Below are 21980 nucleotides of genomic sequence, written 5' to 3'. Positions count from 1 at the left end.
ACCAACGACGGCGGCGCTCACCGCCACGCGAGGCGGTCGCGCCTTGCCAACGAGAGGGAGGCGAGGGATGCCTGAGGGCCACGACCCCGCGCTGATGGCCGATATCGCGCAGGGACGACACCACTCCCCTCACTCGCTGCTCGGGCCGCATGTGTCCGACGCCGGCGTCACGATCCGCGCGCTGAGGCCCTTCGCGGCCTCGGTGGAGGTCGAGACGCTCGACGGCCGCTTCGAGGCGCGCCATGAGCAGGACGGCGTGTGGGCCGTCACCATCCCAGGCGCCGAGGCACCCGACTACCGACTCCACGTCGCCTACGACGGCGACCCCGTCAGGCAGGACGACCCCTACCGCTTCCTCCCCACGATCGGCGAGCTCGACCTGCACCTGATCCGCGAAGGACGGCACGAGCGGCTGTGGACCGTGCTCGGCGCGAACCTCCGCCGCTTCCCCTCCGTGCTGGGTGACGTGGTCGGCGCGTCGTTCACGGTGTGGGCCCCCAACGCCCGCGCCGTCAGGGTGGTCGGCGACTTCAACCACTGGCAGGGCCGAGGCCACGCGATGCGCTCGCTCGGGTCCTCCGGCATCTGGGAGCTCTTCATCCCTGACGTCGCCGAGGGCACGATCTACAAGTACGAGATCCTCGGCAAGGACGGCCAGTGGCGCCAGAAGGCCGATCCGATGGCGCGGCGCACCGAGGTCCCCCCTCTCACCGCCTCGATCGTCACCTCGAGCGAGTACTCGTGGGGTGACGACACCTGGATGGCCTCGCGCTCCGCCTCGGAGCCGCACAGGTCCGCGATGAGCGTCTACGAGGTCCACCCCGGGTCCTGGCGGCAGGGACTGTCCTACCGGCAGATGGCCGACGAGCTCGTCGGCTACGTCACCGACCTCGGCTTCACGCACGTCGAGCTGATGCCCGTCATGGAGCACCCCTTCGGAGGCTCGTGGGGCTACCAGGTCACGGGCTACTACGCCCCGAGCTCGCGCTTCGGCGACCCCGACGACCTCCGCTATCTCATCGACGCGCTCCACCAGGCCGGCATCGGCGTGCTGCTCGACTGGGTGCCGGGCCACTTCCCCAAGGACGAATGGGCCCTCGGCCGCTTCGACGGCACGCCGCTGTACGAGCACCCGGACCCGCTGCGAGGCGAGCAGCCCGACTGGGGCACCTTCATCTTCGACTACGGTCGCGCCGAGGTCCGCAACTTCCTCGTCGCGAACGCGATCTACTGGCTCACCGAGTTCCACGCCGACGGGCTCAGGGTCGACGCCGTCGCCTCGATGCTCTACCTCGACTACTCGCGTCAGCCTGGTCAGTGGCGACCGAACATCCACGGCGGCCGCGAGAACCTCGATGCGATCGCGTTCCTCCAGGAGGCGAACGCGACCGCGTACCGCACCGCGCCCGGCGTCGTGATGATCGCCGAGGAGTCGACCGCGTGGCCGGGCGTCACCGCCCCGACCAGCGCGGGCGGACTGGGCTTCGGCCTCAAGTGGAACATGGGCTGGATGAACGACACCCTCAGGTACGTGTCGGAGGAGCCGGTTCACCGGTCCTACCACCACCACACGCTCACGTTCTCGCTCATGTACGCGTTCTCGGAGCACTTCACGCTGCCGCTCAGCCACGACGAGGTCGTCCACGGCAAGGGCTCGATCTACGGGCGCATGCCAGGAGACCACTGGCAGAAGGCGGCGGGCGTGCGCGCGCTGCTCGCGTATCAGTGGACCCACCCTGGCAAGCAGCTGATCTTCATGGGCACCGAGTTCGCCCAGGCGGCCGAGTGGTCGGAGAGCCGCTCGCTCGACTGGTGGCACTTCGACGACCCGCTGCACCGCGGCGTCCACGCGATGCTGCGCGACCTCAACCACCTGTACCGCGCGACCCCCGCGCTGTGGCAGCGCGACAGCGAGTCGGCCGGCTTCCAGTGGATCGACGCCGACGACTCCGACCACAACATCATCTCGTTCCTGCGCTACGACGACTCGGGCTACCCGGTGGCCGTCATCGTGAACTTCGCGGGAGTGCCGCACGAGGGCTACCGCCTGGGTCTGCCCCGCGGCGGCGCGTGGGACGAGGTCTTCAACACCGACGCCGAGGCGTACGGCGGCTCCGGGGTCGGCAATCTGGGCCGCGTCCACGCGGACGACGTCCCGCACCGCGGCTGGCAGCACGCCGCGACGCTTCGCGTCCCGCCGCTCGGCGCGGTGATCCTGCGCCCCGGATATTGACGCGCTCCTGAGACGGGAAGGGCCTCGCTCCATCGCTGGAGCGAGGCCCTTCCCACGTCTCGAGGCGAGGTCGTCCCGTCAGTTGAGGAGCATCGCGAGCGAGCGGCGCCCCTGGACGACGCGCGGGTCCTGGGGGCCTACCACGTCGAAGAGCTGCACGAGCCGCTCGCGCACCGCATCGCGGTCGTCGCCGTACACGCGCGCACCGATCTCGAGCAGTCGAGCGAAGGCGTCCTCGATCTGACCTCCCAGCACATCGATGTCCCCGACAGCGAGCTGCGCTGCCACGTCGTCGGGGGCCGCCGCGGCCGCGGCCCGCACGGCCTGCGGGTCGGCGCCCTGCGTGCGCTGGAGCAGCAGCACCTGGGCGCGGCCGGCCTTCGCGTCGGCGTCCTTGGGGTTCTCCGTCAGCGCCTGGTCATACGCGGCCACGGCCGCGTCCATGTCCCCGCGCTCGATCGCGTCGTAAGCCTCCTGATGGAGCGGAGGGAGCGGCGGCTCGGGGGCCGGCTCGTCAGCGGCACCGGGAGCGCCCGCGGCGCCGGGGCCCTGGATGCCGGCCTGCGCCGCGACCTCGAGCACCTGGCCGAGCACCTCACGGAGCTGCTCCTCTGACGCCGATCCCTGGAACAGCGGCGCGGGTCGAGCGCCGATGAGCGCCATGGCCGCGGGAACGGCGTTGATCTGGAACGCCTGCGCCATGCCACGCTCGGCATCGACGTCGCAACGGGCCGGCAGGAAGCCACCCATCTCGCTCGCGAGCCGCTCGACGTCCAGCGCGAGGGTCTCGCTCGCGGGCGCGGCCGACGACGTGAAAACGATCACGATCGGCACGGTCATCGACTGCTCGGCGAGCGCCTGGAGGTTCGCCTCGCCCACCGCGATCGCCGTCGGCGCGCCCGAGGCCTTCCTCTGTGCGCTCGCGCGCTCGGCCTCGCGGGCCTTCGCGAGCGCGGCGAGATCCACCGCGCCGCGGAGAGCGGAGTCGGGCAGGGGTGTGTCGGTCACTCGGGAACCTCCATGTGTCAGCTCGCGCTGAGCTTGATCAGGGTGTGGTCGGCGGCGACGACACCGGGAAGGGTGTCGGAGCCTGCGCCGGGCACGTACATGACGATGAAATCGGCGTAGGTGTAGGTCACCTTGCGCTTGATCTTCCCATCGACCAGGGGCTTGTCGGCGTCCGCGATGATGATGGTCGCGTCCTTCACGGAGATGGACGACCGCACGGTGAGCGGCGCGAAGACGATGGCCCCGCCGTCCGCGGTGCCGATCGCGAAGGTCCCGTCCATGTCCGGGTTGATCGTGTCCACGAACTCGCCGTCGGACTCCTTCGCGGTCTTCGTCAGCTCCTTGCGCGCGGCGAAGAGCCGCTGGCGATAGGTGTCGTCCGCGAAGCTGTCGTCGAGATCCGAGCCCGCGCCCGAGCGCAGGAGCTTGAGGTAGTCCTCATAGGCCTTCTGCGGGGTCGGGTCGATGGTGTCCGTGTCGAGCTCGAGCACCGAGGTGCCGGTCGTCGATCCGGGCATCGACGGGAGGGTCGCGCCGGGGACCATGTGCGCCCAGCCCACGAGCGTGTAGTCGTCGTCGATCGACTCCTGCACCCAGACGAGCACGAGCGGCGTGAGGTCGTCGTCCGGCTGCTCCGTCACCGCGGCCATCACGCGCGGCCACTCGCCCGCCGCGGGCAGGTAGACGGCCTGCATCTCGGACGGGATGTCCGTCAGCTCGTACTTCTTGTCGTCCTTCTTGAGCTTGTACTGCGCCTGGCGCGCGCGCTTGGCCTGACCGGCCACCCGGTCGCCCAGCAACGAGCCGTCGAGCTTCTTGTCGGCCTGGGCCAGCTCCTCGAAGGTGGCGTCGATCACGTTCTGGGCCTGCTCGTCCTGGAGAGCCGCGCCGGCCTCGACCGAGGGAGCGGTCACCGGCTCCGGGACGTCCGGGGTGCAGCCTGAGACCGCGAGCACGGCCGCGGCGGTGGCGAGTGCGACAAGTGCGCGCCTCATCGGTCCTCCTCCTCGTCGTGGGTGTCGCCGTCGTGGGTGCCACCGTCCTGCGGGCCCTCCTCCTGGGCGAGGTCGGTCGCGCCATGCGACTCCTCCGGCGGAAGGAAGTCGGACTCCGAAGGCCCTTCGTCGGGTGCGGGCTCGGGCTCGGCAGGATCCGCGCTTGCGGCCGCGTCCTCCGCGCCGGTCGCGCTCTCGGAGGCCTCGGACTCGATCTCGGCCTCGGGGATCGTCGCGCCCTGGAGCCTCCGTGCGCGGCGAGAGCCGGGCTTCGGCCCCTCGTCGCCCGCGCCGATGCGCTGGCGATGCGCCATCCACTCCTCTGCGCGAGCCTGGACCGGCCGGACGTCGAAGATGAGCAGGAGCAGCGCGAGGAGGCCGACCGCGGTGAGGATCCCGCCCCACACGATCAGCGGGGTGATCCAGCCGTCGTTGACCTCTCGCGACATCTTCAGATCCACCGAGGTCAATGGGGAGCCGTCCTCGGACACGAACACGAGATCGAGCCCCGTCTCCACGTCGGCGGCGCCGACCGAGAGCCGGTCGGTCCCCGTCCAGGAGTCGCGCCAGAGATCGCTCGACCCCTCGAGGAGAGACTCGTACTCGACCTCGTCGGTGCCCGGCGACGCCGAGGAGCTCGCGCTCGCCTCGTCGCCCGAGTCGCTCGTCGCATCGTCCGCGGCCTCAGCCGACGCCGAGGGGGACGCGGACGGCTCGGGAGCCATGTCCGCCACCGTCGTCGTGAGGCCGTCCCAGGTGGGCATGCCCTCGACGTAGGTGACCACCTTGTCCGAGGCCCAGGCCTCCAGGTCGACCGGAAGCACGGAGAACGCCAGCACGGTGCCCTCGCCGTCGACCGCGTAGCGGCCGCCGTCGGCGAAGGCGAGCATGTCTGCCGGGACGACCACGGCGGCGGTGTCGACGCTGCCAGGCACGGTGACCGCCGACTCTGGTCGCTGCGTCTGAGCGACCAGTCCGACGACCAGCGCGACGACGCCGAGAAGCCCGGCGATCAGCGCGGTTGTACGCAACTTCAAGGGTGAGACCTCCAAATATCCACACAACACTGTAGGAGACAACGCATGGAGGTGGCACATCGGCCCTGACCGCTTTGTCAGTTCTGAGGGGGCCCCACTACCCTGGGGGGAGCCGCTGACGCTCCCCCGCGCAGCGCCCGACCCCCTTGTACAAGGAGACCCCCAGCATGGCCGAGGACAGCCTCCCCTTCCCGATCACGATGCGCGGTTTCGACCGCGAGGCGGTCGCGGCCCACATCGCTCGGCTCGAGGACGAGGCGTCGTCCGCACGCAAGGAGGCCGAGTCGGCCCGCGCCGAGGCGGCCAAGGCCGCCAAGGCCGCAGAGGACGCGAACAAGTCCCTGCGCGAGGCGGACCAGCCCACCTACAAGGGGCTCGGTGCCCGCGTCGAGCAGCTCCTGCGCTCCGCGGAGGAGCAGTCGTCGGACGTCGTCGCCCGAGCGAACACCCACGCGCAGGACACGGTCGCGCGCGCAAACGTGGCCGCGCAGCAGATTCGTGCCCGTGCCGACAACGAGGTCGCCGAGATCCTCGCGCAGAGCCGCCGCGAGGCCGACGAGATCCGCACGCAGGCCGAGAACGAGGGGATCTCCACCCGCGAGGCCGCGGAGCGTCATGCCGCCGAGGTCGCGGAGCGCGCCAAGCGGGAGTCCGAGCGCATCGTGGCCACCGCGGACAGCGACGCGACCGAGCGCAAGGCGTCCGTGGACCGCGAGCTGCACACGCTTCGCGCGACCGTCGAGCGCGAGGTCACCGAGCAGCGCGTGACGAGTCAGCGCGAGGCGACCGAGATGGTCGAGGCGGCGCGAGCCGAGGCCGAGAGCACGTCCGCGTCCGCCGCCGCCGAGGCCGAGCGCCTGCGCGCCGAGGCCGAGCAGATCCTCGAGTCGGCGCTCGCCGACAGGACGCGTCAGGAGACGGAGGTCGCGGAGCTGCGCGCGACCGCGGACGCCGAGATCGCCGACATCCGCAACTCCGCGGACAACGAGGCCGCCGCGCTGCGGGCCGAGGGACAGGCGTCGGTGCGCGCCGCGAACGAGGAGGCCGCGGGGATCCTCTCGCAGGCCGAGGCCGACGTCGCCGCGATGCGCGAGGCCGGAAGCCGCGAGATCGCCGCGCTCCGCGCCGAGGCCGAGGCGTACGGCAAGGAGGTGCGCGCCGAGGCCGACACCTACGTCAAGGAGAACCGCGCCGTGCTGGCCGCGGAGATCGCCGCCGCACGCGAGGCCGCGGACGCCTACGCGAAGACCACCAGGACCGAGGCCGACCAGCACGCCGACCGCGTCACCGCGGAGACGGACGCCTACGCGAAGACCACCAGGACCGAGGCCGACCAGCACGCCGACCGCGTCACGGTCGACGCCGACACCTACTCGGACTCGACCCGGGCCCAGGCGGACGGCTACAGCCGCGACGCGCGCACCGAGGCCGACTCGTACGCGAGCACGCTGCGCGCCCAGGCAGAGGCATTCGTCCGCGACAAGCGCACCGAGGGCGACACCTATGCCGACTCCGTGAAGTCGCAGGCGGACGCCTACGCGCGCGACAAGCGCGCCGAGGCCGACACCTACCTCGAGACGTCGAAGACCCAGGCCGACGACTACACGCGCGGCACGCGCGCCGAGGCGGACCAGTACGCCGAGACCGTGTCCTCCCAGGCTGATGGCTACGCGAAGGAGACGCGCAAGGACGCGGACGCCTACGCGGAGAACACGCGGCTCCAGGCCGACGCGTACGGTCGAGACACCCGCGTCGAGGCCGACCAGTACGCGGAGACCGTGCGCCTCCAGGCCGACGCGTACAACCGCGACGCCCACACGGAGGCCGACCAGTACTCCGAGTCGACCCGCGCGCAGGCAGACGTCTACGGCGCCGACACCCGCGCGGCAGCGGTGGCCGCCGGGGAGATGCTCCGCGCCGAGGCGAACGACTACAGCCGCGCCACCCGTGCGGAGACCGACGGCTACGTCCGCGACACCCGCGTGGCGCTCGCGGCCGAGACCGACGCGGCTCGCGCCGACGCGGACAGCTACGCCAAGGCGGTGCGCGCCGACGCCGACGCCCAGGGGCAGGCGATGGCGGCCGAGGCCGACGCGTACAGCCGCGACACCCGTGCGGGCGCCGACAAGTACTCGCAGGCGCAGCGCACCGCGGCCGACCGGTACGCGGACGAGCTGCGGGCGACCGCTGCCGACGACGCCAAGGCGACGCGCGAGGAGGCGGAGACCTACGACCGCCTGACGCGCTCCGAGGCGGACCAGTACGCGGCCGCGACCCGCGCGAGCGCGCAGTCCGCGCTCGATGCGGCCGAGCAGGAGGCCGAGCAGGCGCTGGCCGTCGGCCAGTCGCAGGCGCGCGACGTCGTCACCGCGGCGACGAACGAGGCCAACACGCTGCGGGCGCGGTCCGAGGAGGAGGGCGCTGCGGCGCTGGCGTCGGCACGCGCCGAGGCACGCCTCATGGTCGAGCAGGCCAAGGCCGAGGCCCAGCAGCTGCGCAGCGTCGCCCACGCCGACGTCGAGTCCGCACGCGAGGAGGCGCGCCGCACCCGCGAGGACCTGCAGATCGAGATCGTCCAGCGTCGCGAATCGGCGGAGCAGGCCCTCAACCAGCTCCACGAGGAGGCCACCGCGGAGAACGCGGCGATGGTCGAGGAGGCCAACGTGCGCGCCGCGGAGGCCGAGGAGCGGCTGTCCGCCGCCCTCGAGCGCGCCGAGGTGGTCCGCCGCGAGGCCGAGGCCCACGCCGGCACGCTCCTCACCAACGCCCGCAACAATGCGGACGAGATCGTCAGCGGCGCGCGCGAGCACGCCGAGACGATCATGTCCGAGGCCGTCACCGACTCCGAGCGCGAGCGCACCATGGCCGCCAAGGAGGTCGAGGAGCTCAACCGCCAGCGCGAGTCGATCACGACCTACCTCGACGACCTCCGGTCGCTGCTCGGGTCCGACCCCGTCTCGAACCTCGCCGCCGCGCAGAAGCTCAGCGCGGCGGCGGCCGCGGAGGCCGGCGCCTCGAAGCCCACCGAGGCCTGAGCCGCATGACGACAGGGGCCGAGCCGCACGACTCGCAGCTGCGCGCATCGGCCCTGGAGCGGGCCAGGGCGGTCGAGGCCGCCCAGGCCCGCGCGCTGCTCGCCCGGTTCATCGACGAGGCGCGCGAGGCCGGGCTCACGCCTGGGCCTCTCACCGCGCGAGGCTACGACGGACGCGGCACGTACCGCACGCAGGTCGAGGGCTGGTACCTCAAGCGCGACCGCTCGGTGGCCGTCGGCGCCGACGGCGAGTTCTACGTCATGTCCGTGCAGGGCGGGCTGCTGGAGCGCGTGCGCGGCACGCGCGTGGAACCGTCCGACCCGCCGCTCGAGCTCGGCCGCGGAGGCAGGGACGGCGAGTCGATCCCTCTCGCGGTGGCGCTCGACCGGCTGCTCGGCAAGGAGTAGCGCGCGGCGTCCCGAGCCGGGACGTCCGTCCGGTTGCGGCCCCACACATCGAGGCCGACGCGCAAGGGCCCCGGTCGACGCGAGCGGAGTCAGGCAGACGTGAGCGGCGCGAGCAGCCGCGCGACCTCGAGCGGCGCCTCGAAGGCCGCCAGGTGGCCGACGCCGTCGACCATCGTGACCTCGACGCCGAGCGCGTCCGCCATCAGCTGGAGCTCCTCCGCTCCGACAAGGCCGTCGAGCGCTCCCCCGATGACCGCTGCGGGCCCGTCGATCTCCTTGAGGACCTCGACGCGATCCGGCCGCGCGGCCATGGCCCTCTGACCCCACGCGATGCCGTCCCCGCTGTGCTGCGCGATATTCGTCGAGATCGACGCGACGAGTCCCTCCCGACGGTCGCCGTGGGTGCCGATCAGCCCCTCGGCCATCCCACGCGGGTCGTCGACTCCGGTCGTTCCCTCGACCGCCTCGGCGGTCGCAAGGCGCTTCGCGTGCGCCTCCTCGGTGTCCGCGGTCGCCCGCGTCGCGATGAGCCCCAGGCCGGCGACGGCGTCAGGGTGACGCTCCGCGACGGCCATCGCGACGTACCCGCCCATCGAGCACCCGATCCAGACGGCCGCATCGTGCCCCGTCGTCTCGCGCATCGCCGCGACCGCGGCGTCGGCGATCAGCTCGAGAGAAGGCTCGTCGTCGGGGATCGGCATCTCGCCGATGCCGGGCATGTCGAAGGAGATGACGTCGCCGGGGAATGCGTCGATGTCCGCGAGGGCGTCGATCAGCGGGTCCCACTGTGCCCTGTCGACGGGGAAGGCGTTCAGCAGCACCACCGGGGTGCCGTCGGGGATCACGCTCACGGTCTCCTCCTTCACGAGCGTTGCGGATGGACGATGCTTCAGAGGGACGATGCTGGACGGCACCGCTTCAGCGAGACGGCACCTGGCGGCACCGAGGAGCACGAACGCTTCTATTGCACCACGGACGAGGGCACATGCGTCGGCAATGGCGCGCGGCCCGGCGCGACCCGCGAGACGATCTCGTCGAGCACGATCCTCACGAACCTCTCCCCTACCCACAGGTGCTTCGCGTCCGGCACGGCGACGAGCTCGAGCTGCGTGAGCGGCGCGAAGCGCGCGCGGGCCTCGTCGGGCTTCAGGAAGTCGTCGTGCTCCGGCACGAGCGCCGCCACGGGCTTGCCCGACGCTGCCCACCGCTCGAGGTCGGCGGGCTGCGCGCGGTGCAGGGGCGGCGACAGGAGGATCGCGCCCGCGATGTCCTGGTCCGCGCCGTGCATGAGCGTGACCTCGGTGCCGAAGCTCCAGCCCACGACCCACACGTTCGGAAGGCCCCGCTCGTGGACGTAGGCGATCGCCGCGCGCAGGTCGTTCGCCTCGGCGACGCCGCCGTCGAACTCGCCCTCGGAGCGGCCTCGCGGCGACGTGGTGCCGCGCGTGTTGAAGCGCAGCACCGCGATGTCGGACAGATACGGAAGTCGCCAGGCGGCCTTGCGGAAGACGTGCGAGTCCATGAAGCCGCCGTGCGTGGGCAGGGGATGCATCGTGACGAGCGTCGCGGCGACGTTCCCCGACGCCGGCAGCGCGAGCTCACCCACGAGGGTGAGACCGTCGGCCGTGCGGAGCTCGATCTCCTCGCGGAGCGCGGGCAGCACGGTCATCGAGCGGATCTCGGTCATGTCGGTCGCCGCCGCGGCGACCCCCTCGGCCTCAGCCACGGGTCCTCCCATAGGTGTTCCAGCAGTGCGTGTGCCAGTGGCGCCGCGCGGCCGCGGCCGCCTCCGACCCGAACAGCCCGTCCACCGCCCACGCGACGATGTGCTGCGTCGCGCCGTCGATCTCCTGGCCGCAGCCGGGGCAGATGTAGGTGCGGTCCGTGGGTCGCGGCACGGCGACCTTGTACTCCTCGCCGCCTGGCCCGATCTCCCGCCTCGCGCCGACGGATCCAGCGAGGCGCTCGACGTCCAGCTCCTCGTGGGGCTGTCCGTACGGGCGCTTGGAGGATCGACGCTTGGACGGCATGCGGCCAGTCTACGAAAGCGCCGCGTCCCCTCAGTACGTGCGCGCGGGCGCCTCGATCTCCACGGACGCGGGCGCGATCGCGCGCGTCCGCAGCGTCTCGCGGTACCAGTACGCCGAGTCCTTCCACGTGCGCACGAGCGTGTCGTAGTCGACATGCACGAGCCCGAACCGCTTGTCGTAGCCCTGCGCCCACTCGAAGTTGTCCATGAGCGACCACGCGAGGTAGCCGCGCACGTCCGCGCCCTCGTCGACCGCCGCGAGCACCGCCGCCAGGTGGGACCTGAAGTAGGCGATGCGCGCATCGTCCCTGACCCGGCCGTCGGCGCCCACCGCATCGTCCCAGGCGGAGCCGTTCTCGGTCACGTAGATCGGCTTGCCCGTCTCGCGATGGATCTTGAGCAGGTGCGCGTGCAGCGCGTCGGGGTCGATGTTCCAGCCCATCGCGGTCTGGTCGCCGAGCGGCTGGAGGAACTCGATCTCCTCGTCGCCGGGCCAGGGCGAGTTCGCGCCGGCCTTGTGCCCGTCGGCGAGCGTCGCGACGTCGGAGACCGCGGCCGCCTTGTGCGGGTTGTGCCGCACCAGGTGCGAGGCGTAGTAGTTCACGCCGAACCAGTCGACGGCGCCCTTCATCTCGTCGAGGTCGCCCTCGTGCACGAAGGACCAGTCGGTGAGGTGCGCGGTGTTCGGCTTCAGCACCGCGGGATACGTGCCGGCGATGAACGGCTCGTGGAACATCGTGTTGGCGAGCGCGTCGATGTGCTCGGCGGCCCACCGGTCCTTCGGGTTGGACGGGTCCCAGGGACGGGGCGTGTGGCAGTTGTTGACGAGCCCGACCTGGAGCTCGGAACGCAGAGCCTTCATCGCGCGGTAGGCGCGGGCATGCGCGAGATTGAGGTGATGCGCGGCCGTGAGCGCCTCGACGTCGTCTGCGTGGCCGGGGGCGTGCGCGCCCGCGCCGTAGCCCACGAAGGACGCGACCCACGGCTCGTTGAACGTCGTCCAGAACTCGACGTCCGCGCCGAGCTCCTCGACCATGCGGACCGCGTACGCGACGAACGCGTCGACCGTGTCGAGGCTGAGCCAGCCGCCCTTGTCCTCGAGCGCCTGCGGGAGATCCCAGTGGTAGAGCGTGACCATCGGCGCGATGCCCTTGGCCTTGAGGCGGTCGACGATGCCGCGATAGAACGCGATGCCCTCCTCGTTGAACGCGCCGGTGCCGGTCGGCTGGACGCGCGGCCACGCGATCGAGAAGCGGTACGCCTGGAGGCCGAGGTCGGCCATCATGTCGATGTCCGTCTCCCAGCGGTGGAAGTGGTCGCACGCGACGTCGCCGGTGTCGCCGCCGACGACCTTGCCGGGCGTGTGGGAGAACGTGTCCCAGATGGAGACGCCGCGGCCGCCCTCGGCCGCGCCTCCCTCGATCTGGTAGGACGCCGTGGCGGCGCCGAGCAGGAAGTCCTGGGGGAAGCGCTGAGTCATGGCGACGATTCTACCGAAACGTTTCGATCCGCGGGCCTGAGCCAACCGGTTTCCCGCTCACCCCTCGCGCATCGCCTCCGCCACCGCGGCCCCCGCGGCCGCGATCACCCGACGTTGCACCGGGCGCACCCGCGCCGCCCAGTAGGCGTCCACCGCCTCGAGCGCGAGCGCCTGCGAGGCCGTCTGCTCGCGCAGGTCCGTGCGCGGGAGGTCGTCCAGATTGAAGCGGACGATGTCACGGGCCAGGGCGTCGACCACCCCCGGCTCGGCGTCGTCGGGGATCTCGCTCAGGCGCACGTTGAGCGCCCGCAGCCGCGCGCGAACCGCCGGCGAGAGCAGCGGCGCCATGACGCGCGCATACTCACCACGCTGCGCCTCAGGCGTGACCTGGTATCCGAGCACCATCTCGTGGGTCGCGAGCGCCGCGAGCTCCTCGGTGAGGCCGTCGGTGAGGACCTCGACGAAGGGCGCGATCTCCGCCTCCAGGTCCGGGGCCCTGCGGGAGGAGCGGATCTCGGCGAGCTCGGCGCGGCGCCGCTCGAGAAGCGCGATCTGCTCGGCGAGCGTGTCATCGAGCCGCTCGAGCGCCTCCTCCGCGCCGCCGTCGCCGTCGAGCAGATCAGGGGTGCTCTCGAGAGGTACCCCGAGGTCGGCGAGCCGCCGCACCCGGATCACGCGCGCGACGTGCTCGATCGAGTACTCGCGATACCCGTTCGCCGCCCGCGGCGGCTCCTCCACGATCCCGAGCTGGTGATAGTGCCTGAGCGTCCGCGGGGTCACCCCCGCGAGCCGCGCGGCCTCGGCGGAACGCATGGGCATGAGTCTATCCAGCAGGGACGATGCGGGGGCCGGGGGCGTCGTCCCGGTCCCCGTCACCCGCGCTCGCGCGCCCGCCCGCCCGCGTCGAGGCCTCTCATCGCGGGCGCGAAGGCGGCGATCAGGGTGATCCCTGTCCACATGGCGACCCCGGCCCAGGTCGCCGCGCTCAGCCCCGCCTTGCCTGCCAGGAGGCCGGCGCCGAGGACGCCGAGCGGCACCGCGGCGAGCACGAACGCGTTCTGCACCGCGAGCACCCGGCCACGCGCGCGGTCGGGAGTGAGGTCGACCAGGGCGGCGCCGATCGCCGAGTTGAGCGGGCCCGCGGACAGGCCCAGGACCGCGGCGCCGGCGATCACGAGCGTCGGAGAGCTCAGCGGGGCGATGATGACGAGGCCGACGAGCGCCCCCGCCACTCCCCCGACGAACCACGCACGCCGCGTTCGGCCGTCGGCCAGGGCCCCGTAGGCGAGTGCTCCGACGATGGCCGCGCCGGCGAACGCCGCGAGCACCGCTCCCGCGAGACCCGGGCGATCGATCCGGAGCGCGTAGGCCGGCAGCACGAGCCCCTGCAGCGAGCCGGTCACCGCGACCGAGCCCGCCGACAGGACGGTCGCCCACGCGAGCGTCGGGCTGCCCGCGAGCACCCGCCACCCCTCCCGCAGGCTGAGCATCGCCCCCCACGCTCCCCCGCCCGAGGCCGTGTCCGCACTGCCCAGGCGGGGCGAGGCATCGTCCCTGGCTACCGCATCGTCCCCGCCCCGCGAATCGTCCACGGCCCCCGCGTGCCGGGGCACCAGGAGGCCCGCGCCCGCGGCGAGCGCCGAGGCAGCCGCCGTCACCCCCAGCACCGCGGTGGGCCCTGAGACGGCGATCACGCCTCCCGCGAGGGCGGGACCGGCGACCATGGCCAGTGCCGTGGCGCCCTGGACGAAGCCGAGCACCCGGTCCAGCCCGGCGCCGGACGCACGGGCGATCGCGGGAGCCATGGCCTCGCGCGCGGAGGCGCCGGGGGCATCCCCGACCGCCCCCGCGATCGCGAGCCCGATGAACCAGCCGAGCGACAGCCCGATCGCGCCGTCGACCACGGGGATCGCGACGACGGCGAGCGCGGAGACGACGTCGGAGACCACCGCCACGTCGCGCCGATTGGCGCGATCCACGACGACCCCGGCGACGAGGCCGACCACGATGGTGGGCACGGCGGTCGCCGCCGCGACGATGCCGGTCGACAGGGGGTCGCCCGTGGTCGTGAGGATCACGAGAGGGAGGGCGACCGCCGCCGCCGAGTTGCCGAGCGCGGACAGGAAGGAGGCCGCTAGATAGCCGGTCGTCGAGAGGTTCATGCGACGAGCATCAACCCTGACGCTACGTCAGGGTCAAGCGGTGGATCAGAAGAGCCTCGTGGAGAGGTCCTCGGCCCCACGCATGCCCTCGTAGTCGAGCAGCAGGCAGCGGATCCCACGATCCTCCGCGAGCACGCGCGCCTGAGGCTTGATCTCCTGCGCCGCGAAGACGCCGGTGACGGGCGCGAGCAGCGGGTCACGGTTCATGAGCTCGAGGTAGCGCGTGAGCTGCTCGACGCCGTCGATCTCGCCCCGTCGCTTGATCTCGACGGCGACGGCCGAGCCCGCCGAGTCACGAGCGAGGATGTCCACCGGGCCGATCGCGGTCATGTACTCGCGCCGCACGAGGGTGTGGCCCTCGCCCAGCAGGTGGACCTGCTCCGCGAGGAGCTCCTGAAGGTGCGCCTCGACTCCGTCCTTGACGAGCCCGGGGTCGACGCCGAGCTCGTGCTCCGTGTCCGACAGGACCTCGTGAAGGTCGATCTCGAGACGGTCGTCCGACTTCTGATGCTGGACGACCCACACGCGGTCGACACCGCGCTCCACGGCCTCGGGCTCGGGCTCGACCTCCCGCATCGTGCACGGCGGGCTCATCCAGTTGAGCGGCTTGTAGGAGCCACCGTCCGAATGCAGCAGCACCGAGCCGTCCGCCTTGACCATGATGGCCCGCGTGGCGAGAGGAAGGTGCGCGCTGAGCCGCCCGGTGTAGCGGGCGGCACAGCGGGCGATGACGACCCGCATGATCCTTACGGGAGCGGGATGCCCGGACGCGGATCGGTGACGATGGTCACCGCGTCCTGGTCGAACGACAGGAAGCCGCCGGTGATCTCCACCTCGTCACGCTTGCCGTCCTCGGAGACGACGCCGACCGTGCCCGGGTTCAGGACCGCGAGCACCGGCTCATGGCTGGGGAGGAGGCCGATGTACCCCTCCACCGTGGGAGCGGACACCGACCGCGCCTCCCCGGACCAGAGCGTCTGGTCCGGGGCGACGATGAAAACGGTGATGGTCGCGGCCATGGGTCAGCCGATCTCCTTCTGGATGCGCGTCCAGGCCTTGTCCAGGTCCTCGAGGCCACCGATGTTGAAGAACGCCTGCTCGGCGATGTGGTCGTACTCGCCGCTGCACAGGCCCTTGAAGGCCTCGATGGTCTCGCTGAGCGGGACGGTCGAGCCCTCGACGCCGGTGAACTGCGTCGCCATGTAGGTGTTCTGCGACAGGAACTGCTGGATCTTGCGAGCGCGGGCGACGATGACCTTGTCCTCCTCGGACAGCTCGTCGACACCGAGGATCGCGATGATGTCCTGCAGCTCCTTGTTGCGCTGGAGGATCGACTTGACCTGGTTGGCCACCTCGTAGTGATCCTTGCCCACGTAGCGCGGGTCGAGGATGCGCGAGGTCGAGGTCAGCGGGTCGACCGCAGGGTACAGACCCTTCGACGCGATCTCACGGCTGAGCTCGGTGGTCGCGTCGAGGTGCGCGAACGTCGTGGCAGGCGCCGGGTCGGTGTAGTCGTCGGCAGGGACGTAGATCGCCTGGAGCGACGTGATCGAGTGACCACGCGTCGAGGTGATGCGCTCCTGCAGCTGACCCATCTCGTCGGCGAGGTTCGGCTGGTAGCCCACCGCGGACGGCATGCGGCCGAGCAGGGTCGACACCTCGGAGCCCGCCTGCGTGAAGCGGAAGATGTTGTCGATGAACAGCAGCACGTCCTGCTTCTGAACGTCGCGGAAGTACTCCGCCATGGTCAGGGCGGACAGCGCGACGCGCAGACGCGTGCCCGGCGGCTCGTCCATCTGGCCGAACACGAGGGCCGTCTGCTTGATGACGCCGGACTCGGTCATCTCCTGGATGAGGTCGTTGCCCTCACGCGTGCGCTCGCCGACGCCGGCGAACACGGAGACACCGTTGTGGTTGTTGGCGACGCGGTAGATCATCTCCTGGATGAGGACCGTCTTGCCGACGCCCGCACCACCGAAGAGGCCGATCTTTCCACCCTGCACGTACGGGGTGAGGAGGTCGATGACCTTGATACCCGTCTCGAACATGGAGGTCTTCGACTCGAGCTGGTCGAAGGCCGGGGGCTTGCGGTGGATGGGCCAGGTCTCGGTGATCTCGAGCTTCTCGTCGGGCTCGGCGTTCAGGACCTCACCGGTCACGTTGAACACGTGGCCCTTCGTGACGTCGCCGACCGGGACCGAGATCGGCTTGCCCGTGTCGGTCACGGTCGCGCCGCGCACGAGACCGTCGGTCGGCTTGAGCGCGACCGCACGGACCATGTTGTCGCCGAGGTGCTGGGCGACCTCGAGGGTCATGTGCAGCACGCCCTCGTCCTCGCCCTGGCTCGACAGGTCGATCTCGGTGGTGAGCGCGTGGTAGATGTCGGGGATCGCGTCCGCGGGGAACTCGATGTCGACCACGGGGCCGATCACTCGAGCGACGCGACCGGTGACCGGGCCGCGGGCCGCGGGGGTGGCCTCGTCGACCTGGTCGCCGACGGTGGAGGCGGTCTTCGCAGTAGGAGTCATCACTCTCTCGCTTCCGATCACGAACCCGCCGCGAGCGCATCCGCGCCCGAGACGATCTCGCTGATTTCCTGGGTAATCTCTGACTGACGCGCCGAGTTGGCGAGTCGGGTGTACTGACGGATGATGTCCTCCGCGTTGGTGACCGCGGTGTTCATCGCGCGCTGGCGGTTCGCCAGCTCCGACGCAGCGGCCTGCAGAAGACACGTGAAGATGCGGGCACGGAGGTACCGCGGGAACAACGCGTCGAGCACCTCTTCGGCGCCCGGCTCGAAGTCGTACAGCGGAGGAACCTCGTCGGTGGTCTCCGCGACACCCTCGACGACCTCGATGGGGAGCATGCGGAGCACCCACGGCTCCTGCTTCACCATCGAGTTGAAGCGCGTGTAGACGACGTGGATCTCGGAGACCCCGCCCTTGTCCGCGTCGGCCAGGAACGCTGCGTGCAGCGTGTCCGCGATCTCGATCGCACGGTCGAAGGTCGGCGAGTCGGAGCCGTCGTCCCACGTGGCCACGAGGTCACGGTGGCGGAACTTGTAGTACGACACAGCCCTGCGGCCGGCGGCGTACTGCGCCACCTCCTTGCCCTCGGACTCGAGGCGCTCGCGCAGGCGCTCCGCCTCGCGCAGGACGTTCGCCGAGTAGGCACCCGCCATGCCACGGTCCGCGGTGATGACCAGCACGGCGACCCTGTTGGTGTCGTCGCGCTCGGAAGTCAACGGGTGGTCCGTGTTCGAGTGGTAGGTGACCGAGCTGATCGCGCGCTGGATGGCACGGGTGTAGGGAGCGGCCTCACCCAGTCGCTGACGAGCCTTCCCGATGCGCGAGGCAGCGATCAGCTCCATCGCGCGGAAGATCTTCTTCAGCGACTGCGTGGACCGGATCCGCCCCCGGTACTCGCGCTGCTTGCCACTCATCGACCCTACTTCTTCCCGTTCTTGACGATCTGCTCCTGCTCGACTCCGGCCTCGCCGCCGCCCTCGATCGAGGCGGTGGTGGTGAGCTCGGTGCCCTCGGTCTCGAGGAACGTCGAGAGGTAGTCGTCGACTGCGGACGCGAGAGCGGCCTCGGTCTCGTCGGACAGCTGGCCCGAGGAGGCGATGTCGTCGAGCACCGACGTGTTGCGACGCAGGTGGTCGATCAGCTCACGCTCGAAGCGCAGCACGTCGGCGAGCGCGATCTTGTCGAGCTTGCCCTTCGTGCCGGCCCAGATCGAGACGACCTGCTCCTCCACGGGGTACGGCGAGTACTGGGGCTGCTTGAGCAGCTCCATGAGTCGCGCACCACGGGTGAGCTGCTGACGCGAGGCGGCGTCGAGGTCGGACGCGAACATCGCGAACGCCTCGAGCGAGCGGTACTGCGCCAGGTCGATCTTGAGCGTTCCGGAGACCTTCTTCATGGCCTTGACCTGCGCGGAGCCACCGACGCGGGACACCGAGATACCGACGTCGATCGCGGGGCGCTGGTTCGCGTTGAACAGGTCCGACTGGAGGAAGATCTGGCCGTCGGTGATGGAGATGACGTTGGTCGGGATGTACGCCGACACGTCGTTCGCCTTGGTCTCGATGACGGGCAGGCCGGTCATCGAGCCGGCGCCCATGTCGTCGGACAGCTTCGCGCAACGCTCCAGCAGACGGGAGTGCAGGTAGAAGACGTCACCAGGGTAGGCCTCGCGGCCCGGGGGACGACGAAGGAGCAGCGACACCGCGCGGTAGGCCTCCGCCTGCTTCGACAGGTCATCGAAGACGATCAGAACGTGCTTGCCGTCGTACATCCAGTGCTGGCCGATGGCCGAGCCGGTGTAGGGCGCGAGGTACTTGAAGCCCGCAGGGTCCGAGGCGGGAGCCGCGACGATCGTCGTGTACTCGAGCGCGCCGGCGTCCTCGAGCGCGCCACGCACCGAGGCGATGGTCGAGCCCTTCTGACCGATCGCGACGTAGATGCAGCGGACCTGCTTCGTGGGGTCGCCGGTCTCCCAGTTCGCCTTCTGGTTGATAATCGTGTCGATCGCGATCGCGGTCTTGCCGGTCTGGCGGTCGCCGATGATCAGCTGACGCTGGCCACGGCCGATCGGGATCATCGCGTCGACGGCCTTGAGGCCGGTCTGGAGCGGCTCGTGGACCGACTTGCGGACCATGACGCCCGGCGCCTGCAGCTCGAGCGCACGGCGGCCCTCGGTCGCGATGTCGCCCAGGCCGTCGATCGGGTTGCCCAGCGGGTCCACGACGCGGCCCATGTAGCCGTCGCCGACGGCGACCGAGAGGACCTCGCCCGTGCGCTGCACGGCCTGCCCCTCCTCGATGCCGGTGAACTCGCCGAGGACGACGACACCGATCTCGCGGACGTCGAGGTTCAGCGCGAGTCCGAGCGTGCCGTCCTCGAAGCGCAGCAGCTCGTTCGCCATGCAGCCCGGGAGGCCCTCCACCTGCGCGATGCCATCGGCCGCGAGGGTGACGGTGCCGACCTCGTCGGCGACCGCGCCCTTGGGCTCATACGACTTCACGTAGTTGTCGAGAGCAGCCCGGATCTCCTCGGGGCTGATCGTCACGTCAGTCATGACCTGTCTCCTGTCGGTTCCGCGTCGTATGCGGGTTAGTCGTGTCAGCGCTGGCTGACGAGTCGTCGTCGTGCTTCGTCGAGGCGGGCGAGGACGGTTCCGTCCACGACCTCCGTCCCGACCTGAACCTTGATGCCGCCGAGCACCTCGGGGTCGACGGCGACGTTGAGCTGGATCTCGTGCCCGTAGGCGGACTGCAGGATCGTGACGAGCCGTGTCCGCTGCGCGGCGCTGAGCTCGACGGCGGAGACCACCGACGCGAGCAGCCGGCCGCGTCGGTCCGCTGCCGCCTGCACCAGCAACTTGATCGTGGTGATCAGGCGCTGGCCGCGGACCTTCTCGACGGCCCGACGAAGCAGCGCATGGGTCACCTCGTTCAGACGGCCTTTGAGGACGCCCTCCAGCAGCTCGAGGCGGATCTCGCGCGAGACCGAGCGGTTCGACAGCGCGACCAGCAGGTCGCGCTCGCCCTCGAGCAGGCGCTGCACCTGGAAGAGCTCCTCCTCGACGGTCTCGATCACGCCGGCGTTCTGCGCCGCGGCGAGCATCGCCTCGACGCCCGCCTCCTCGACCGCGACCCTGAGGTCCAGGTCCTCGGACCAGCGGCGAGCCGCGAAGTCCGCGACCACGTCGGTGACACGGGAGTCGAGGCCACCGAAGAGGTGCTTCACGAGCGCCGCCTTGGCGTCGGCGTCACGAGCCGGGTCGGTGAGCGCACGCCGCAGCGAGGCGGAGCCGTCCAGCGCGTCGACCACGACGAACAGCTCGCGGCCCAGCTTCATGCCGTCGGCACCGGACGCGCTCGCCACGGGCCCGAAGGCCTTCAGCACCGCCTTCCGTGAAGCCTCGCTCGTGCCTCGCATCCGCTAGCCCTCCGCCTTCACGTTCGCCTCGAGCTCGTCGAGGAACGAGTCGATGACCCGCTGCTGACGTGCGTCGTCGGCGAGCGACTCGCCCACGATCTTCGAGGCGAGCTCGGTGGCGAGCACGCCGACGTCGCCGCGCAGCGAGACAATCGCCTGCTGGCGCTCCGCCTCGATCTGCTTGTTCGCGGTCGCGACGATGCGGTCCGCCTCGTGCGACGCCTTGTCACGGGTCTCCACAAGGATCTGCTGAGCCTCGGCGCGCGCGTCCTCACGGATGCGTGCGGCCTCGGCCCGTGCCTCGGTGAGCTGCGCCGTGTACTCCTCAAGCGCAGCCGCAGCCTCGGCCTGAGCCTTCTCCGCCTTCGAGATGCCGCCCTCGATGAGCGCAGCGCGCTCGTCAAGCACAGTGCCGAGCTTCGGCATGATGTACCTGAAGAAGACGAAGAAGACGACCGCGAGCGGGATCAGGGACCAGAAGATCTCGAACGGCTCGGGGATGAGGGGGTTGTGAGTCTCCTCCTCCGCGGCCGCGAGAATCGCGATTGCCTGCGGAGTCACAATCACGGGAGGAAGAACGGGGTGGCGATACCGATAAGGGCCAGCACCTCGATCAGACCGATGCCGATCCACATGATGCCCTGGAGGCGACCGGCCATCTCGGGCTGACGCGCGGTGCCCTCGACGACCTTGCCCATCAGGATGCCCAGGCCGATGGCCGGGCCGATCGCTGCGAGGCCGTATCCCACGGTGTTCATGTTTCCCGTGATCTCAGCAAGCGTCGTGACGTCTGCCATGGTGATTCCTTTCGTTCGTTCGGAGGGTCCCCCGAACGGTTAGTGGTCCTCCGACACAGCCATGTTGATGTACACCGCTGACAGCATGACGAAGATGAACGCCTGAAGCACGGCGACGAAGATCTCCAATGCGGTCATGAAGAAGATGCCGAAGAAGGTGATGAATCCGTACAGGATGTTCCAGTTGGAGGCTGCCTCGACCCAGAAGTACTGGGTCGCCGAGTAGGTCAGCGCGAGCAGCAGGTGGCCGACGATCATGTTGATCGTGAGTCGCAGCGCCAGCGTGGCCGGGCGGATCAGCACGATCTGGAGGAGGTCGACGAGCGCGATCAGCGGCTTGACGGCCAGCGCCGCGCCCGAGGGGAACAGCGACACCTTCCAGTAGCCCACGAAGCCGTGCTTCATGATGCCCGAGGTGAGATAGACGACCCAGACGATCACCGCGAGCACGAGGGTCACGCCGATGAGACCCGTGGAGGCGATGTTGAGGCCGGGGATCGTTCCCGTGATGTTGAACGCGAAGATCGTGAAGAACGTCGTGATGAGGAGCTTGTCGTACTTCTTCCCCACGGCCTCGCCGAGCACGCCGTAGACGACGTTCTCGCGCAGGTACTCGAGGATCATCTCGACGATGCTCTGACCGCGGCCCGGGACGACCTTGGCGCGCTTGGCGACGAGGCCCATGATCACCAGCAGGGCGATCGTGGCGATGACGCGCACCAGCAGGATGCGGTTGAACTCGTAGAACGTCCCGTCGCCGAAGAGGGCGTCCGGGTAGAAGTCCGAGATGGACGGCGCGTGGAACCCGTCGCTGCTTTCAGTCGCAACGAGGTTCATCGACACGTAGTTCAG

General features: G+C 70.5%; 21 protein-coding genes. 3 read left to right on the top strand and 18 right to left on the bottom strand.

All coding sequences use genetic code 11. From position 1 onward, the window contains the following. Positions 1-67: 67 nt before the first annotated feature. Positions 68-2233, top strand: a complete 2166-nt coding sequence (glgB, locus tag AOP78_RS02925; RefSeq protein WP_062201330.1) for a 1,4-alpha-glucan branching protein GlgB — start codon at positions 68-70, stop codon at positions 2231-2233. A gap of 78 nt (positions 2234-2311) precedes the next feature. On the opposite strand, the gene AOP78_RS02920 is transcribed toward glgB, so the two are convergent. From AOP78_RS02920 to AOP78_RS02910, 3 genes are read right to left on the bottom strand one after another with little or no spacing between them, the layout of a single operon-like run. After that, positions 2312-3241 carry a co-chaperone YbbN gene (locus tag AOP78_RS02920; RefSeq protein ID WP_062201327.1) on the bottom strand — a complete coding sequence of 310 codons (930 nt, stop codon included), beginning with the start codon at positions 3239-3241 and terminating at the stop codon, positions 2312-2314. A 17-nt stretch (positions 3242-3258) separates the two neighbouring features. Further along, on the bottom strand, positions 3259-4236 hold the full coding sequence (locus tag AOP78_RS02915; RefSeq protein ID WP_062201323.1) for a DUF8094 domain-containing protein: 978 nt from the start codon (positions 4234-4236) through the stop codon (positions 3259-3261). Continuing rightward, positions 4233-5273, bottom strand: a complete 1041-nt coding sequence (locus tag AOP78_RS02910) for a hypothetical protein (RefSeq protein ID WP_062201321.1) — start codon at positions 5271-5273, stop codon at positions 4233-4235. Before AOP78_RS02910 ends, AOP78_RS02915 begins: the two co-directional genes overlap by 4 nt. Positions 5274-5440: 167 nt before the next feature. On the opposite strand from AOP78_RS02910, the gene AOP78_RS02905 reads away from it, so the two are divergent. Continuing rightward, positions 5441-8308 (top strand): SPFH domain-containing protein, encoded by a 2868-nt coding sequence (locus AOP78_RS02905; protein WP_062201317.1) that lies wholly within the window; start codon positions 5441-5443, stop codon positions 8306-8308. Between the two features lie 5 nt (positions 8309-8313). Next, positions 8314-8715, top strand: coding sequence for a hypothetical protein (locus tag AOP78_RS02900; RefSeq protein WP_062201311.1), 402 nt, complete (start codon positions 8314-8316; stop codon positions 8713-8715). 89 nt (positions 8716-8804) lie between these two features. Here the strand turns inward: AOP78_RS02900 and AOP78_RS02895 are convergent, their stop codons facing one another. The 15 genes from AOP78_RS02895 to atpB form a co-directional block, all read right to left on the bottom strand. Next, positions 8805-9566, bottom strand: coding sequence for an alpha/beta fold hydrolase (locus AOP78_RS02895; RefSeq protein ID WP_160297586.1), 762 nt, complete (start codon positions 9564-9566; stop codon positions 8805-8807). Positions 9567-9676: 110 nt separating this feature from the next. Beyond that, complete coding sequence (locus AOP78_RS02890) at positions 9677-10453, bottom strand: alpha/beta hydrolase (protein ID WP_439645005.1); 777 nt, start codon at positions 10451-10453, stop codon at positions 9677-9679. Further along, positions 10434-10745 carry an Rv1322 family protein gene (locus AOP78_RS02885; RefSeq protein WP_062201303.1) on the bottom strand — a complete coding sequence of 104 codons (312 nt, stop codon included), beginning with the start codon at positions 10743-10745 and terminating at the stop codon, positions 10434-10436. The genes AOP78_RS02890 and AOP78_RS02885 overlap by 20 nt, the downstream gene beginning before the upstream one ends. A gap of 30 nt (positions 10746-10775) precedes the next feature. Then, entirely contained in the window at positions 10776-12224 is a 1449-nt protein-coding gene (locus tag AOP78_RS02880; protein WP_062201299.1) for a GH1 family beta-glucosidase, read from the bottom strand. A gap of 57 nt (positions 12225-12281) precedes the next feature. Next, on the bottom strand, positions 12282-13037 hold the full coding sequence (locus AOP78_RS02875) for a MerR family transcriptional regulator (protein ID WP_160297585.1): 756 nt from the start codon (positions 13035-13037) through the stop codon (positions 12282-12284). 59 nt (positions 13038-13096) lie between these two features. Then, a complete protein-coding gene (locus AOP78_RS02870; RefSeq protein WP_062201293.1) occupies positions 13097-14386 on the bottom strand; it encodes an MFS transporter in 1290 nt (429 codons plus the stop codon). A 45-nt stretch (positions 14387-14431) separates the two neighbouring features. Then, entirely contained in the window at positions 14432-15127 is a 696-nt protein-coding gene (gene nucS / locus AOP78_RS02865; protein WP_062201291.1) for an endonuclease NucS, read from the bottom strand. 5 nt (positions 15128-15132) lie between these two features. Then, positions 15133-15405, bottom strand: a complete 273-nt coding sequence (locus AOP78_RS02860; protein ID WP_062201288.1) for a F0F1 ATP synthase subunit epsilon — start codon at positions 15403-15405, stop codon at positions 15133-15135. A 3-nt stretch (positions 15406-15408) separates the two neighbouring features. Further along, positions 15409-16914, bottom strand: coding sequence for a F0F1 ATP synthase subunit beta (atpD, locus tag AOP78_RS02855; protein WP_062201284.1), 1506 nt, complete (start codon positions 16912-16914; stop codon positions 15409-15411). Positions 16915-16931: 17 nt separating this feature from the next. Further along, positions 16932-17828, bottom strand: coding sequence for a F0F1 ATP synthase subunit gamma (locus AOP78_RS02850; RefSeq protein ID WP_062201280.1), 897 nt, complete (start codon positions 17826-17828; stop codon positions 16932-16934). 5 nt (positions 17829-17833) lie between these two features. Next, positions 17834-19468 carry a F0F1 ATP synthase subunit alpha gene (gene atpA / locus AOP78_RS02845; RefSeq protein WP_062201276.1) on the bottom strand — a complete coding sequence of 545 codons (1635 nt, stop codon included), beginning with the start codon at positions 19466-19468 and terminating at the stop codon, positions 17834-17836. Between the two features lie 44 nt (positions 19469-19512). After that, a complete protein-coding gene (locus tag AOP78_RS02840; RefSeq protein WP_062201272.1) occupies positions 19513-20331 on the bottom strand; it encodes a F0F1 ATP synthase subunit delta in 819 nt (272 codons plus the stop codon). 3 nt (positions 20332-20334) lie between these two features. Further along, on the bottom strand, positions 20335-20892 hold the full coding sequence (locus AOP78_RS02835) for a F0F1 ATP synthase subunit B (RefSeq protein ID WP_066730227.1): 558 nt from the start codon (positions 20890-20892) through the stop codon (positions 20335-20337). A 2-nt stretch (positions 20893-20894) separates the two neighbouring features. Beyond that, entirely contained in the window at positions 20895-21128 is a 234-nt protein-coding gene (gene atpE / locus AOP78_RS02830; RefSeq protein WP_062201269.1) for an ATP synthase F0 subunit C, read from the bottom strand. Positions 21129-21167: 39 nt separating this feature from the next. After that, positions 21168-21965, bottom strand: a complete 798-nt coding sequence (gene atpB / locus AOP78_RS02825; RefSeq protein ID WP_062201265.1) for a F0F1 ATP synthase subunit A — start codon at positions 21963-21965, stop codon at positions 21168-21170. Positions 21966-21980 lie beyond the last annotated feature (15 nt).

The sequence above is a fragment of the Demequina salsinemoris genome, from assembly GCF_000974805.1.
In the GTDB taxonomy this organism is placed as follows: Bacteria; Actinomycetota; Actinomycetes; order Actinomycetales; family Demequinaceae; genus Demequina; species Demequina salsinemoris.
Note: the sequence above shows the minus strand (reverse complement) of the source record. Positions and strands in the feature narration are given on the sequence as shown.

Excerpts from the sequence above, each read along its gene's own strand:
- glgB (WP_062201330.1), top strand. The coding sequence starts at position 68 with ATGCCTGAGGGCCACGACCCCGCGCTGATGGCCGATATCGCGCAGGGA.
- AOP78_RS02915 (WP_062201323.1), bottom strand. The coding sequence starts at position 4,236 with ATGAGGCGCGCACTTGTCGCACTCGCCACCGCCGCGGCCGTGCTCGCG.
- AOP78_RS02905 (WP_062201317.1), top strand. The coding sequence starts at position 5,441 with ATGGCCGAGGACAGCCTCCCCTTCCCGATCACGATGCGCGGTTTCGAC.
- AOP78_RS02900 (WP_062201311.1), top strand. The coding sequence starts at position 8,314 with ATGACGACAGGGGCCGAGCCGCACGACTCGCAGCTGCGCGCATCGGCC.
- AOP78_RS02890 (WP_439645005.1), bottom strand. The coding sequence starts at position 10,453 with ATGGGAGGACCCGTGGCTGAGGCCGAGGGGGTCGCCGCGGCGGCGACC.
- AOP78_RS02885 (WP_062201303.1), bottom strand. The coding sequence starts at position 10,745 with ATGCCGTCCAAGCGTCGATCCTCCAAGCGCCCGTACGGACAGCCCCAC.
- AOP78_RS02880 (WP_062201299.1), bottom strand. The coding sequence starts at position 12,224 with ATGACTCAGCGCTTCCCCCAGGACTTCCTGCTCGGCGCCGCCACGGCG.
- AOP78_RS02875 (WP_160297585.1), bottom strand. The coding sequence starts at position 13,037 with ATGCGTTCCGCCGAGGCCGCGCGGCTCGCGGGGGTGACCCCGCGGACG.
- AOP78_RS02870 (WP_062201293.1), bottom strand. The coding sequence starts at position 14,386 with ATGAACCTCTCGACGACCGGCTATCTAGCGGCCTCCTTCCTGTCCGCG.
- nucS (WP_062201291.1), bottom strand. The coding sequence starts at position 15,127 with ATGCGGGTCGTCATCGCCCGCTGTGCCGCCCGCTACACCGGGCGGCTC.
- AOP78_RS02860 (WP_062201288.1), bottom strand. The coding sequence starts at position 15,405 with ATGGCCGCGACCATCACCGTTTTCATCGTCGCCCCGGACCAGACGCTC.
- atpD (WP_062201284.1), bottom strand. The coding sequence starts at position 16,914 with ATGACTCCTACTGCGAAGACCGCCTCCACCGTCGGCGACCAGGTCGAC.
- AOP78_RS02850 (WP_062201280.1), bottom strand. The coding sequence starts at position 17,828 with ATGAGTGGCAAGCAGCGCGAGTACCGGGGGCGGATCCGGTCCACGCAG.
- atpA (WP_062201276.1), bottom strand. The coding sequence starts at position 19,468 with ATGACTGACGTGACGATCAGCCCCGAGGAGATCCGGGCTGCTCTCGAC.
- AOP78_RS02840 (WP_062201272.1), bottom strand. The coding sequence starts at position 20,331 with ATGCGAGGCACGAGCGAGGCTTCACGGAAGGCGGTGCTGAAGGCCTTC.
- atpE (WP_062201269.1), bottom strand. The coding sequence starts at position 21,128 with ATGGCAGACGTCACGACGCTTGCTGAGATCACGGGAAACATGAACACC.
- atpB (WP_062201265.1), bottom strand. The coding sequence starts at position 21,965 with ATGAACCTCGTTGCGACTGAAAGCAGCGACGGGTTCCACGCGCCGTCC.